This window comes from Streptomyces xanthii (assembly GCF_014621695.1).
GTDB classification, from domain to species: Bacteria; Actinomycetota; Actinomycetes; order Streptomycetales; family Streptomycetaceae; genus Streptomyces; species Streptomyces xanthii.
This window is the reverse complement of record NZ_CP061281.1, coordinates 4,112,086-4,125,233: the sequence shown is the minus strand read 5'-3', so window position 1 is coordinate 4,125,233 and position 13,148 is coordinate 4,112,086. Positions and strand designations below refer to the sequence as shown.

The 13,148-nt window shown below is 70.6% G+C and carries 16 protein-coding genes; 6 read left to right on the top strand and 10 right to left on the bottom strand.

All coding sequences use genetic code 11. The annotated features are described in order from the left end of the window. Positions 1-85: 85 nt before the first annotated feature. Positions 86-409 carry a (2Fe-2S)-binding protein gene (locus IAG42_RS18740; protein ID WP_188338126.1) on the bottom strand — a complete coding sequence of 108 codons (324 nt, stop codon included), beginning with the start codon at positions 407-409 and terminating at the stop codon, positions 86-88. Continuing rightward, a complete protein-coding gene (locus IAG42_RS18735) occupies positions 406-636 on the bottom strand; it encodes a hypothetical protein (protein WP_223206065.1) in 231 nt (76 codons plus the stop codon). The genes IAG42_RS18740 and IAG42_RS18735 overlap by 4 nt, the downstream gene beginning before the upstream one ends. Before the next feature lie 143 nt (positions 637-779). Here IAG42_RS18735 and IAG42_RS18730 point away from each other — a divergent pair, with 143 nt between their 5' ends. Together IAG42_RS18730 and IAG42_RS18725 are read left to right on the top strand one after the other, a co-directional pair. Continuing rightward, positions 780-1,790, top strand: coding sequence for a helix-turn-helix transcriptional regulator (locus IAG42_RS18730; RefSeq protein WP_223206064.1), 1,011 nt, complete (start codon positions 780-782; stop codon positions 1,788-1,790). Next, the gene (locus tag IAG42_RS18725; protein ID WP_188338123.1) at positions 1,787-2,764 is read left to right on the top strand and encodes a helix-turn-helix domain-containing protein; all 978 of its coding nucleotides are present in this window, start codon (positions 1,787-1,789) and stop codon (positions 2,762-2,764) included. Before IAG42_RS18730 ends, IAG42_RS18725 begins: the two co-directional genes overlap by 4 nt. A 31-nt stretch (positions 2,765-2,795) precedes the next feature. Here the strand turns inward: IAG42_RS18725 and IAG42_RS18720 are convergent, their stop codons facing one another. The 4 genes from IAG42_RS18720 to IAG42_RS38045 form a co-directional block, all read right to left on the bottom strand. Beyond that, positions 2,796-3,920, bottom strand: coding sequence for a sugar ABC transporter substrate-binding protein (locus IAG42_RS18720; RefSeq protein WP_188338122.1), 1,125 nt, complete (start codon positions 3,918-3,920; stop codon positions 2,796-2,798). Positions 3,921-4,044: 124 nt separating this feature from the next. Next, the gene (locus tag IAG42_RS18715) at positions 4,045-4,437 is read right to left on the bottom strand and encodes a nuclear transport factor 2 family protein (protein ID WP_188338121.1); all 393 of its coding nucleotides are present in this window, start codon (positions 4,435-4,437) and stop codon (positions 4,045-4,047) included. 139 nt (positions 4,438-4,576) lie between these two features. Then, positions 4,577-5,095 (bottom strand): GNAT family N-acetyltransferase, encoded by a 519-nt coding sequence (locus tag IAG42_RS18710; protein WP_188338120.1) that lies wholly within the window; start codon positions 5,093-5,095, stop codon positions 4,577-4,579. Between the two features lie 42 nt (positions 5,096-5,137). After that, positions 5,138-6,595 (bottom strand): fibronectin type III domain-containing protein, encoded by a 1,458-nt coding sequence (locus tag IAG42_RS38045; protein ID WP_223206063.1) that lies wholly within the window; start codon positions 6,593-6,595, stop codon positions 5,138-5,140. Between the two features lie 195 nt (positions 6,596-6,790). On the opposite strand from IAG42_RS38045, the gene IAG42_RS18700 reads away from it, so the two are divergent. Continuing rightward, on the top strand, positions 6,791-7,561 hold the full coding sequence (locus IAG42_RS18700; RefSeq protein ID WP_188338119.1) for a calcium-binding protein: 771 nt from the start codon (positions 6,791-6,793) through the stop codon (positions 7,559-7,561). Between the two features lie 60 nt (positions 7,562-7,621). Next, positions 7,622-9,571: a fibronectin type III domain-containing protein gene (locus IAG42_RS18695; protein WP_223206062.1), complete on the top strand. Its 1,950-nt coding sequence runs from the start codon at positions 7,622-7,624 to the stop codon at positions 9,569-9,571. On the opposite strand, the gene IAG42_RS18690 is transcribed toward IAG42_RS18695, so the two are convergent. Next, positions 9,558-10,406 (bottom strand): helix-turn-helix domain-containing protein, encoded by an 849-nt coding sequence (locus IAG42_RS18690; protein ID WP_188338118.1) that lies wholly within the window; start codon positions 10,404-10,406, stop codon positions 9,558-9,560. The genes IAG42_RS18695 and IAG42_RS18690 overlap by 14 nt on opposite strands. A gap of 138 nt (positions 10,407-10,544) precedes the next feature. Continuing rightward, a complete protein-coding gene (locus IAG42_RS18685) occupies positions 10,545-11,057 on the bottom strand; it encodes an ATP-binding protein (protein ID WP_394811223.1) in 513 nt (170 codons plus the stop codon). 167 nt (positions 11,058-11,224) lie between these two features. On the opposite strand from IAG42_RS18685, the gene IAG42_RS18680 reads away from it, so the two are divergent. Together IAG42_RS18680 and IAG42_RS18675 are read left to right on the top strand one after the other, a co-directional pair. Beyond that, a complete protein-coding gene (locus tag IAG42_RS18680; RefSeq protein WP_188338117.1) occupies positions 11,225-12,073 on the top strand; it encodes a helix-turn-helix domain-containing protein in 849 nt (282 codons plus the stop codon). Further along, on the top strand, positions 12,070-12,270 hold the full coding sequence (locus IAG42_RS18675) for a DUF397 domain-containing protein (RefSeq protein ID WP_188338116.1): 201 nt from the start codon (positions 12,070-12,072) through the stop codon (positions 12,268-12,270). The genes IAG42_RS18680 and IAG42_RS18675 overlap by 4 nt, the downstream gene beginning before the upstream one ends. Positions 12,271-12,286: 16 nt before the next feature. Here the strand turns inward: IAG42_RS18675 and IAG42_RS18670 are convergent, their stop codons facing one another. Together IAG42_RS18670 and IAG42_RS18665 are read right to left on the bottom strand one after the other, a co-directional pair. Then, positions 12,287-12,580, bottom strand: a complete 294-nt coding sequence (locus IAG42_RS18670) for a hypothetical protein (protein ID WP_188338115.1) — start codon at positions 12,578-12,580, stop codon at positions 12,287-12,289. 114 nt (positions 12,581-12,694) lie between these two features. Beyond that, positions 12,695-13,144 carry a heat shock protein transcriptional repressor HspR gene (locus IAG42_RS18665; RefSeq protein ID WP_188338114.1) on the bottom strand — a complete coding sequence of 150 codons (450 nt, stop codon included), beginning with the start codon at positions 13,142-13,144 and terminating at the stop codon, positions 12,695-12,697. Between the last annotated feature and the right edge of the window lie 4 nt (positions 13,145-13,148).

Below are 13,148 nucleotides of genomic sequence, written 5' to 3'. Positions count from 1 at the left end.
AGCGGCGCCACCGTGGTTCAGGTTCCACGGTGACGCCGCTGCGGGGGGAAGCACCTGCGCGATCTACAACGACGGGGGAATCGCGTCAGGCACTGCGGGGGGTGGCTGTGGTGCCGGTCGTCTCGCCGACCAGCTGGTGGTCCCGCTGGTCGAGGTTGACGAAGATCATTCCGTACCGGACGACGGTCCGCACCGGCTGGGGGGCGCCGCGCGGTCGACGCAGACACCGGTAGGCCCGGATGTCGTCGTCGTCGTCCCGCGCCACGACGATCGGCTCCCCGAACAGGGTGACCATGAGCGAGTCACCCGGATTCGGGATCGCCGTCACGAGATCGACCGTGTGCCAGCCGGACCGGTAGGCGATCGCCATCTCGCGGCGCAGGGATTTGTCGTCGGGTGGCGTGATCACGCGCCCGGACCGTTCCAGCCGAGGTCCTGGGGGGCGACGTTCCATCCGAGGTCCGGAGGGGCCACGGCGGAGCCGTCGGTGGTCGCGGGGCTGCTGTTCCAGCCAAGATCCGGCGGGGTCGCCGCCACCGTGCTCGCCGGGCTCGCGTTCCACCCGAGATCGAGACCGCTCGCGACACTGGCGGCCAGCCCGGCGGAAAAGGCGGCGATCACCACCGAGCGAAGCATGCGCTTCAACATAGTCGGCTTCGTCCTCACTTGGTCGGTTCCTCTCCCCCGGCTGTACCAAGACGATGTCTCAATCCGGCACGTCAAAGCCACAGGGTCGATGCATCATGTTCCTGCACGTTCAGGACCCTGGGGGGTGGAGATTGTTCTCAATAGGTACGAAACCGACACATCCGCATCCCTCGACCCCGCTCTGCGACGAGGGGGCACGGCTCTACGCGCTCGCCCTGGCCGAGGGACGCCTCGCGCGCGCGACCGCCGAGGACGCGCCGTGCCTGCTCGCCTCGGCCCTGCTGCACCCGGATCCGGACGACGCGAGCCGGCTCCTCCCGGTTCCGCCCAACGCCGCGCTCGCCCAGTGGCTGACACCGCTGGAGCGCGAGATACAGGAGCGGCGCAAGACCGCCGTGGCCCTGACAGAGCTCTTCGAGCCGTTCATGGCCATCACGGCACGAGCAGAACCGGCCACCCACGCCATCACCGTCCTGGAGGGCGACGCCCGGATCAACGCGGGCATCGAGCAGCTCACGTCGGAGTGCAAGTTCGAGGTGCTCACCGTGCAGCCCGGCGGCGGCCGCAGCGAGAACACCCTGAACGTGGCCCTCAAGCGCGGCCAGACCGTCCTGGACCGCGGCGTGGCCATGCGGACCATCTACCAGCACACCGTCCGCCACAGCCAGGGAACGCTCGCCTACGCGGCCCGGATCAACCGCAAGAACGTACAGATACGCACCCTCGAAGAACTCATCGACCGACTGATGATCTTCGACCGGACCGTCGCCCTGATCCCGGTCGGCGAGGAGCGCCAGGTCGCCCTCGAACTGCGCCACCCCGGACTCGTCGAGTACCTCGCCAAGGTCTTCGAGGACCTCTGGCGCCGCGCGACTCCCCTGCTCGACGAGCCCCCGTACCCACCGGCCACCGACGGCATCACCGGCGTCCAGCGCTCCATCGCCAAGCTGCTGATCGAGGGCCACGTCGACGAGGCCATCGCCCGCCGCCTCGGGATGAACGTCCGCACCTGCCGCGCGCACATCGCGAAGATCGCGGCCGCCCTCGGCAGCGGGAGCCGGGCCCAGCTCGGCTTCCTGATCGCCCGATCGGGGATCCTGGACCACGAACCGGACCTGCCGAGCAGAGAGAGCGACGCGTGACCGCCAAGGCCCACCCGCACGGAGCCGAGGAGTTCTGCGAGGAAGGCTCGCGGCTCTACGCGCACGCGCTGCACTGGGGCCGGCTGCGCAGGTCCGACGCGTCCGCCGCGCCCTGCCTGGCCGAACTCGGCCTCCTGCGGCCCGACCCCGGTGACGCCGACTGGCTCCGCCCCGTGGCCCCCGCCGTCGCCCTGCCGGCCCTCCTGAACAGCATCGAGGACGAGATAGCGCAGCGCCGCAGCCGCGAGGCCCGGCTCGCCGCCGCCTTCGCCCCGCTCATGGAGCTGGACGCCCGCCGCGCCGCCGTCCCCGACTCCCCGATGATCTCCATCCACATGGGCTTCCAGCGGATCAACGCGGCCATCGCCGAAGCCATGCGCGGCGCCTCCCAGGAACTGCTCACCATCCAGCCCGGCGGTTTCCGGCCACCCGACCAGCTGGCCATGGTCCTCCCCCGCGAGCAGGAACTGCTCACCCGCGGCTGCCACATGCGGACCCTGTACCAGCACGCCTCCCGCCACTCACCCGCCGTGCGCGCCCACTACGAGCAGCTCGACGGCCACGTGGAGGTGCGCACCCTCGACGAGGTCACCGAGCGCCTCGTCCTCCTGGACCGCTCCGTCGCCTTCATCCCCGCCAGCACCGACCGGACCGTCGCCCTGGAGATCCGCCACCCGGCCCTGATCTCCTACCTGGTCACCACCTTCGAGCGGCTGTGGCGCCTCGCCACGCCCATGCACCCCGCGACCGCGCCGGGCCCCGCCCCGCACAGCGACCCGACGAACCGCCAGCGGACCATCGCCGCGCTGCTCATCGAGGGGCACACGGACGCCGTCATCGCGGAGCGGCTCGGCGTCAACATCCGCACGGTCCGGCTCCACATCGCCAAGCTGGCGGCCGCGCTGGGCAGCGAGAGCCGCGCCCAGCTCGGCTACCGGATCGCCGAGTCGGGGATCCTGCACAGCGGCGAGTGAGACGCGGCGCCCGGCCACCGCACCGGCCGGACTACTTCGTCAGCCCCGCCTCCGCGCACGCCGCCGCGTACTTCGCCGTGCAGATCTCGGACACCTTGAAGAACTTGTCCTTGATCACCGTGGACTTGATGTTGTCCCGCTTCAGCGCCACGACACTCACGCTCGCCGTGCGGATCTGCTTCGTCGTCGGGCTGTTCGTGCGGTCCGCCGCGAGCGCCTCGAACTCGATCGTGCGGCCCTGAGCGATCCGCACCGCCATCTCGGCGGCCGTCGCGGCCTCCTTGGCGTACGGCTTGTAGACGCTCATGTACTGGTCACCGGTGAGGATCCGCTGCACCGCCGCGAGCTCCGCGTCCTGCCCCGTGATGGGCGGCATCTTCGTCACGCCGGCCTCGCGCAGCGCCTCGACGACGCCCGCCGCCATGCCGTCGTTCGCCGAGTACACCCCCGCGATGCGGCCCGCGCCGATCGAGGTGATGGCCTGCTTCATCTCCGCCTTGGCGTTCTGCGCCTTCCAGTCGGCGGTGTCGTAGGACTTCGCGACGGTGACCGTGTTCGCCAGCTCGGCGCGCGCGGCCTCCTTGAACTGGGCGGCGTTCGGGTCGGACGGCGCGCCGTTGATCATGACGACCTGGCTGCTCTTGCCCGCCTTGTCACCGAGCGCGAGGAGCAGTTCCTTGCCCTGGGTCTGGCCGACCAGCTCGTTGTCGAAGCCGACGTACGCGTCGACGGGGCCCTGCGCGAGCCGGTCGTACGCGATGACGGGGATCCCCGCGTCCTTCGCCTTCTGGACGGACGGCGCGATCGCCTCGGCGTCGACCGGGTCCACGATCAGCGCGTCGACCTTCGCGTCGATCATGCGCTGCAACTGGCGGCTCTGCTGCTGCGCGTCCTGCTCCGCGTTCGCGTAGACCAGCTCGCCCTGGCTCTCGGTGAGTTCGGCGACCTTGGCCTCGATGCCCGGGTGATCGAACTTCTCGTAGCGGGTCGTCTCCTTCTCCGGCAGGAGCAGACCGATCTTGACATCGTTTCCCTTGTGCGTGGGCTCGCTGCTGCCACCGTCCCCACCGGGCAGCAGACCACCACAGGCCGAGAGCGAGACCAAGAGGACGGATACGACGCCGGTCGTCGTGACGCATCGTATGCGCGTGTTCATGTGCGGATACCTCCCTGACATGGCCGCAGTGGTGCGACCGAGGTGGCTCGAAGCCAACTCGGCCGCCCACCGAGCGTCAAGAGGTGAAGCCACAATGCAACGAAACCGGGTCCTTAGATTCCTTTTATGAAGACATAGGGACCCGGTCGAGGAAGCCGTGGACCGAACGGATCCGGCCGTCCTCGTCGAGCTCGACCACGTCGAAGCCGGCGACCGGCGCGGACCCGTCGGCCTCGGAGACGAGCTCCCAGCCGAAGCGCACGATGCCGTGGTGCCCGTCGACGGCCCCGAGCGGGCGGAAGAAGAAGCCGGGGAACTGCTCGTGCGCGGCCGCTATGACCGCGGCGACGCCCTCGTGTCCGGCGACGTCGGCGAGCGGGTCGGTGTAGGTGCCGCCCTCGGTCCAGGCGGCGGCGACCGCCTTGGCGCGGGCCTCGGCGCCGCGGGCGTTCCACGCCTCGAAGTAGCGGTCGGCGGCGGCCTCGTGGACGGTGCGGCTGGTTCCGGTGGTCGTCATGGCGGTCGGCCTCCTGGGCGTCGTCACTACGTCTGTCGGGGCCGGAGCCCGGACGGAGTGCGCCGCCCGGGTTCCGGTGACTTCAGAGTGCCGGGACGTGCCCGGGACCGCGATTACGCCGAAGGTAATGAGGGAGGGCTCAGCCCTCGTACTCGGTGAGGTCGATCGCGTACAGCCGCATGCCGTCGGCCTCGCCGGTGAACTCCATGCCCAGCTTGGCCAGCACCTTCACGGACGACGTGTCGCCCTCCGCGGTGGCCGCGACGACCCGGTCGATGCCCCGGTCCTGGAGGGCGAACTCCAGCGTCGCCTGGGCCGCCTCGGAGGCGTACCCCTGCCCCCAGAACTGCCGGCCGAGCCGCCACTGGATGCCGATGTGCCCGGCGACCGGAGCCGGGGCGTCCGGCACGTAGAGGCCGACGGCGCCGGCGAGTTCGCCCGATCCGAGCAGCTCGACGGCGAAGATCCCGAACCCCTCGTCGTCCCACTCCTCCTCCCAGCGCTCGATGTCCTCGGCGGTCTCGTCGAGGGAGCGCGGCGCGCCGTCACCGACGTACCGCATCACCGCCGCATCGGCCTGGATCTCGGCGAGCGGGACCAGGTCGTCGTCGGGCAGCCAGCGGCGCAGGAGGAGGCGAGGGGTACGGATCTCGGTCATGGGCCCAGTATGGGCGGGCCCATGAACCGTGCCGCGTACCGGTCAGCCGGTGGTGGGCCAGGAGATGTCGTCGACGCGGATCGACTGGATCTCGGTGGCCGGGGAGAGGTTCCCGGCCTGGTCGTACGTGAACGCCCGGTACTCGTAGACGCTCCCGTCCACCGGCAGCGGGTCGCAGACCGAGGCGGTGGCCGTCGTCAGTCGCGGGTCGTAGCCCTTGTGCAGGACGACGGTCCAGGCCTCGGTGCCCGCGAGGCGACGCTCGACCTGGAAGCCCGCGAAGTCGCGGATCGGGGCGGGCGTCGAGTCGGACGCGGCGACCCACACGCCGGCGTCGCAGCGGTCCAGCTTCAGGTCGGGCGCGTAGTACGGGCCGATCTGGTCCGGGATGTTGAGCCAGACCTCGTTCTCGGCATACGCGTTGAGGGAGCCGTTGCCCACGTACTCGGTGGTGCCGCCGTCGTTGGTGACGATCACCTTGTACTGGTTGGCCTCACCGTCGGCGACGACCGGATCGGTGGTCCAGGTGTTGCCCTTGGTGGTGCCGATGGCCACCCACGTGCCGCGCCCGTCGATCATCTCGTTCGACATGACGGTGTAGTGGTCGAAGTGCGGCTCGGTGTTCTGCGTCCACTTCAGGCTGACGCGGCGGGTCTCCGGGTCGTACGAGCCGGTCATCCCGGTCGCCGTGGGGACCGGCCGCACGATGGTGTCGGCGGAGCCGGACGAGGTGTTGCCGGCCTTGTCCCTGGCGCGGACCTCGTAGTAGTACGGCGTGCGGTCGTCGGGGTTGACCAGCGGGTCGGTGTAGCTGCGGCCGGTGGTCGTGGACGCGACCTTCGTCCACGTGCTCCCCGTCCGCGCCTCCCTGCGGTACAGGCTGTACCCGGCGAGGTCCATCTCCTTGTTGGCGGACCAGGAGACGGTCGTGCGGCGCGTGGTGGTGTCGTACGCGGTCTTCACACCGGTCGGCGCGAGCGGCTTCACCGAGTCGTACGTGGCCGAGGTGCGGGGCGCGTACGTGTAGGAGACCTTGGCGGCGCCGGTCCAGTTGACGTAGTCGACGCGCAGGGTGTGCTTGCCGGACGGCATGGTGAGGTTGACGCTCTTGGAGCGGGCGGTGTCGCCGGTGCCCTGCCAGAGGTCGATCTTGCGGACGCCGTCCAGGTAGACGCGGACGCCGTCGGTGGCGGACACGTTGAACGTGAACGGGCCGCCGGAGCCGAAGTCACGGGTGACGGACCAGCGCACGCCGAAGTTGTTGGTGGGCACGCCGGTGGCCGGGGAGCCCGTGCCCCAGTTCTGGCTGATGGCGCTGTCGCAGTCGGTCTTCACCGGAGTGCCGGAGAACGTCGTGTTCTTGTAGAAGGACCGCTGGTAGACGTTGGTGGAGCAGGTCGTGGCGGCGGCCGCCTGGGGAGCGACGGCGAGCAGCCCGCCGACCGCGGCGACGGACAGCGCCCCCGCGACAGCGGCGGCGCCGGATCTCTTCTTGTGCAACGGGATCCTCTCGGCCTCTCTCGGACGAGGCAAGGAAAACGGGTGGGGAGCGGCGTATCGGCTTCATGACCCCTGACCTGCCCCGAAGGTTGTACGAAGCCCGTACACCCGCCGTACAACCAAGCGAACCCTCCACGTGTCTTCTCCACGCCCGGACGAAGCGTCGAAGATCCGGACCGTTCTGCCTGGAGAACCATGCGAATCCGTACGGCCGCCACCGTCGCGGGCGGCGCCCTCGTGCTGCTCCCCTTCCTCACGCCCGCCGCGCAGGCGGACACCCACAAGGGGGACACGACGTTCACGTCGGTCACGTTCAGCAAGTCGACGGTGAACGTCGGCGTCAGCGCCACCCAGTACCTGACCGTGACGGCGACCGCCAAGGACGGCTCGGGGATCAAGGGCATCTACGGCGGCAAGCTGGTCAGCCCCGCGGGCCGCATCGCGTTCCCCTACTCCGCGTCCTGCACCCGCCCCACGTCCACGACGATGAAGTGCGCCTGGAAGTACTCCTTCGACGCGAACGCCTCCGACGACTACGCGGACCTGCGCAACGCCGACGCGGGCACCTGGCACCTCGACGCCGAGGCGGCGGCGAACGACCAGGACTTCTACACCCTGGACACCAGCAAGACGGTCAGGATCAAGCGCTACGCCAAGCTCACCGCCACCCAGGCCACCCCCGAACCGGTGGTCAAGGGCCGCACCCTGACGGTGACCGGCACCCTGACCCGCGCCAGCTGGGACTCCAACGCCTACTGGGGCTACGCAGGCAAGTCCGTCTCCCTCCAGTTCAAGAAGTCCGGCACCTCGACCTACACCACGGTCAAGTCCGCGACCACGGACAGCGCGGGCAAGCTGAAGACGACGCTCACGGCGAACGCGTCCGGCACCTGGCGCTGGAAGTTCGCGGGCTCGGGCACGACGAGCCCGGTGACGGCCACGGGCGACAGCGTGGCGCTGAAATAGCCCCCGCTCTTCCCCCTCCCTTCCCTTCCCTTCAGGAACTCCACTCCTCTCAGGACCGCCATGACATCCGCCAGACCCCTCGGTGCCGCACTCCTGGTGGCAGCCACCACCGCCGGCCTGCTGTGCGCCGCCGTCCCGGCCGCGGGCGCCGCAACCGTCACCTGCGCCTCGCCCGTCTTCAAGCGGGAGTTCTTCGCCAACACCACGTTCTCCGGTACGCCGAAGAAGACCGACTGCGACTCGGCGATCGACCAGAAATGGGGCACCGGCGCCCCGGCCACCGGCCTGCCCACGAACAACTTCGGCGTGCGCTGGTCCGTCACCCGCGACTTCGGCTCCGGCGGCCCGTTCACCTTCGCCGCCTCCGGCTACGACGGCATCCGCGTCTACCTGGACGGCAGCCGCAAGATCGACCTGTGGTCCAACACCGGCTCGTCACACGCGAAGACCGTGAACCTGACCGTCCCCAAGGGCCGGCACACCCTCCGCATCGACTACGTGAACTGGACCGGCACCGCACAGGTCAAGTACACGTACGTGCCCCGCACTTCGGCCACGTACGACAAGACGGCGCCGCTCGCCCCGGCCGGATTCAAGGCCGTCTACGACAACGGCACGCGCAAGGCCACGCTGTCCTGGGCCAAGAACGTCGAGATGGACCTGGCGAACTACCGCGTCTACCGCAAGGCGGCGGCCGCGACCACGTGGGAGTACCTGGCGACGACCACGTCCTCCCCGTACACCGACAACCCGCCGGCCACCGGCGCCGCGTACCAGTACCGGATCCGGGCCGTCGACAAGGCGGGCAACCGTTCCGCCGCCTCCGCCGAACTCGCCGTCACCACGGCCGACAAGACCGCGCCCGCCGCTCCCGCCGGCCTCGCGGTCGAGCGGTCCGAGGGCGGCGTCACGGCGAAGTGGCAGACCTCGGCCGGTGCCACCGGCTACCAGGTGCGGCGGGCGGCCGCCGCCGACGGGACCTACACCGCCGTCTCGGGATGGCTGACCGACACGTCGTTCCGTGACACGCCGTCGTTCTCCACCACCCCCCGCTGGTACTACCAGGTGGTCGCCCGGGACGCCGCGGGCAACGTCTCCGCCCCGTCCGCGGTCGCCGACACCGGCGAGCCCGACGTCACCCCGCCCTCCCAGGTGCAGGACGTGACGGCGGACGGCACGACCGCGGGCAACAACGTCCGCTGGCAGGCGGCCACGGAGGACACCGCACACTACGAGGTGTGGGTGTCGACCCCCGAGAGCAACGACGGCGGCGGCCCGCGCATCGTCCTCGGCACCTCCTACCTGGACGCGACGGCGACCGCCGGTGTCCCCACGTCGTACCGCGTGTACGCCGTCGACCACTCGGGCAACGTCTCGCCGGTCTCCGCGACCGCCACGGCCACGCGCCCCGCGGCCTCCGCCCTGGCCGCGCCCGGCGCCCCGACCGCGACCCCGATGGACAGCGCCACCCGGCTCGCCATCCCCTGGACCCTCAACGACCAGGGCTACCGCATCTACCGCCGCACCGACCCGAACGGCGCCTGGACCCTGCTGACGGAACGCCCGGTCACCGCCCAGGTCTTCGACGACACGACGGCCACCGCGGGCAAGGCCTGGTACTACGTGACCACCGTCGACCAGAACGGCCTCGACTCGGCCCCGTCCCCGACCACCGCGGCGGACCGCCTCACCCCGGCCACCCCGGAGGCGCCCGCGGCCGCGACCCTCACTCTGTCCGCCCCGTTCACCGAGTGCACCGCCAACGACTGCGCGGGCCACGGCTTCGGCCAGGACGTCACGGTCACGGCGACCCCGGCAGCGCAGCCGGGACACACGCCGGGCGGCTACCGCTGGCGGGTCATCGGCCCGAACGCCTTCACCCGCACCACCACCGGGAACGCGCTGACCTGGCGCCCGACGTCCATCGGCACCTACACGGTCGAGGTCGAGGTGGCTGACACGTACGGCCGCTACGGCTCGCTCGCGCGCATCACGTTCAAGGTCGGCTGACGCACCCGGGGCAGCGGCCCGGTTCCGGGCCACGGTAGGCGTGGTCGCACACGTCGCAGTTGCGGAGGGGATGCCGTACGGGTGGCTCGGCCGGCTCCGGAAGATCGAACGGGCGTGACCACGACGGCAGTTCGGCCTGCAAGCGGTGGGCGAGCAAGGCTGCGGGGCGGTGGATCGGGCCGCCCTCCGGCAGTCCCCGACTGAGGGCGTGGCGGACGGCGGCGGGGGTGAGGCCGCGTTCCAGCCAGGCCGCGACGCCCGGGGTGAGGCGTTCGATGTCCCGGGCCGGGAGGGTGAGGCGGGAGTCCGTGCGGTGCAGGCCGGCGAGGAGTTCGGTGCAGGCCTGAAGGAGCGCGGGGCCGGGCCGGTGCTCCGGCTGCGGGACCGTCAGCGGCCTGGGCTTCCTCGGCGCGGGAGGGCGGCGGCGCGGCTGGGCGGGTGGGGCGCCGGGCCGGTTGCAGGAGACCGTGCGCGTCCGGACCCGCCCGTCCGGCGTCCGGTGCCGCTCGCGCCGCAGGTACCCGTGCGCTTCGAGCTCCCGCAGCGCCGCCGAGATACGCGTGGTGCCCTCCGGGAAGCGGGCAGCGAGGGTGCGCACATCCGCCTTGGCGCCGGGCGGCAGCGACTGGATGTGCACGGCCAGGCCGATGGCGAGGCCGGAGAGTTCGCGATGCTGGGCAAGGTGGTTGCCGACGACCGTGAAGTGACTTTCGTGCCGGGCGTTCTCGTGCACGATCCCGGCGCCGGCGGGCACTTCGGTGCACTCGTCCGGGCGGTCGTTTCCGGCATCGTGGGACTGCGCGTGCGAGGGCACGCTAAGGTCGCTCGTATCCATGGGGAAGTCGTGATCTTCCTTGATGGTCAGGCCCTCGACCGGGATCGCTAGTCCCGTCGGGGGCCGACGTCTGTCTGGGGTTGTTGCGGTGAGCGTAGAGCAACCAACTAGGGCAATTGCCAGCGGAATTGGCAAGGTTCACCACTGCGGGTGAACCGGCTCGCAGGCGGGGAGAGGTGGGGCTTGGAAAGGTTCCTTTCCCCCGGCCAAGAGTTCCTTGTACTGACCGCCCACGGCACCGGCGCCCAGGTTTCCACACCCCGGCCGGCCGAGCCTCAGCTCAGCCCAGACGGTCTTACGGGGAAATGGCCCCTGGGTGACACCCCACCGCTCGGCGAGCGCCTCGACGAGGACGAGCCCGCGTCCCGACTCCCCTTCCGCCACCCGGAGTTGAGGGAGGCGGTCGGCGCGGGTGTCGGTGACCTCGATGCGCAGGACGCCCTCGGTCACGTACACCCTGAGGACGAAGTCGCGGACGGGGAGGCGGCCGTGCGTGACGGCGTTCGCGGTGAGTTCGGCGACGACGTGCGCCGCGTCGTCGAGGGCGTGGGCGAGGCCCCAGGTGCGGAGTTGTTCGACGGCGAGGAGGCGGGCGAGGCGGGCCGCGCGCGGGGTCGGGGACAGCTGGACGCTGAAGTTCTGTCGATTCACATCACTCAGCGTGGCCGCCCCCGCATACCCTGATCCGCGACTCGCCTGTCACGTACGGTCACTGTCCAGCGTTTGTCCAGAGCTGTACAGGCTGTCCAAGCCCCTTGGTGGGTAGGGCGGTTCACGGAACGTGGGCGGGGAGCCGAACGGGCGGGAGGTACGCGCGGATGACCGGTGCGACGGACGGTGACGGCTGGGAGATCGAACCCGGTGACGTACAGGGAGCGGCGGTGATCGCCCTGGTGGGACACCAGCTGAAAGCGCTGCGCGAGGCGGCCGGCCTCAAGGTCTCGGAACTCGGCGCGGCACTCGGCTACGGCGAAGGCATCGTCTACAAAGTGGAGTCCGGTACGCGGATCCCGCGCCCTGAATTCCTGGACAAGGCCGACGACGTGCTCCGCGCCAACGGCCTGCTCAAGGCGATGAAGCCGGATGTCGCCGAGGTCCGGTACCCGAAGAAGGTGCGGGACATCGCGGCACTGGAGGCCAAGGCCGTCGAACTGACCTCGTACTGGAACCACAGCCCGCACGGCCTGCTCCAGACCCCCGAGTACGCGCAGGCGCTCTTCTCGATGCGCCGCCCCGCGCTGTCGTCCGAGCAGATCGAACGCGCGATGGCCGGCCGCACGGCCCGCAAGTCCGTCTTCGACCGCGACCCGGCCCCTGCCCTCAGCTTCATCCAGGAGGAGGTGACCCTGCGCCGCCCCATCGGCGGCCGGACCGTCCTGCGCGGCCAGCTCGAACATCTCCTGGATCTGGGCCAGTTGCGCACGGTCGAGATCCAGGTGATGCCGACGGACCGGGAGGATCACGCGGGGATGAGCGGGAACATGGACGTGCTGAAGTTCGAGGACGGAACCGCGATCGGGCGCTGTGACGGCCTGTACAACGGCCGCCCGGTCTCCGACCCGAAACAGCTCCGCAGCATCGAACTCCGGTGTGGCATCATCCGAGCTCAGGCCCTCTCGCCAGGGGAGTCACTGGCCTTCATCGAGCGAGTGCTGGGAGAACTATGAACCGCGAGACCAACGCCGGCTCCCCGACCGAGCTTGCCTGGTTCAAGAGCACCTACAGCAGCGGCGGCGACGAGCCCGACTGCGTCGAGGTGGCCCACGCCCCTGGCACGACCCACGTACGGGACTCCAAGAACGCGGAGGGCCCGCACCTGGCCGTGAGCGGGACGGCCTGGGCCGGTTTCCTGGGCGGTCTGTGACCTCGGGGCAGACTTCTCAGCTGCCGGGTTTCGGGCCCTGGGTCGCGTTCGCCCTCAGGAGACTGATGCCGAAGCCGAGCACCGAGATCCCGAAGAGGCACATCACCAGGCCCACGATCTTGGCCTCGGCTTCGGTGTCCGCGCTGCGCCCCGTGTTCGCCGAGTCGGCGACGACAGAGGCCGGATCGGCGATCGCGTCGATCCCGACGTACAGCAGGCCCGCCCCGAGGAGAACCAGGACGACGGCGCCGATGACACGCTTGGCCGACCGGCGGACCGGCTCGGCAGGCTGGGTGTTCTCCTGGAGCATGGCCAGGACGCTATCACCGCCGTCGGCACGGGCCGTCCGGGACGACGTGAGGTGAGACCCGGAACGCCGTGTGGCCCCGGACGGGTCGTCCGGGGCCACACGGCGTGACGCGGGTCAGTCCTTCGGGCGCTTCGGGCGCCAGACCACCAGGGCGCTGGTCTGCTGGACCTCCTGGTACGGGACCAGGTCGCGGCGGTACGAGGCGTGGACCGCTGCCTCGCGCTGCTGCATGGCCGCCGCGGCGCCCTCCACCGCGGCGGAGAGCTCCGCGACGCGGGACTGGAGCGCGGCGACCTGGTTCTCCAGCTCGATGATGCGCTTGATGCCGGCCAGGTTGATGCCCTCTTGCTGCGACAACTGCTGGACGGTGCGCAGCAGTTCGATGTCGCGGGCCGAGTAGCGGCGGCCCCGCCCGGCCGTGCGGTCGGGCGAGACGAGGCCGAGGCGGTCGTACTGGCGCAGGGTCTGCGGGTGCAGGCCGGACAGCTGGGCCGCCACCGAGATCACGTACACCGGTGTCTCGTCGGTCAGTTCGTACGGGTTGCTTCGTCGACGGCCGTCCATCTGG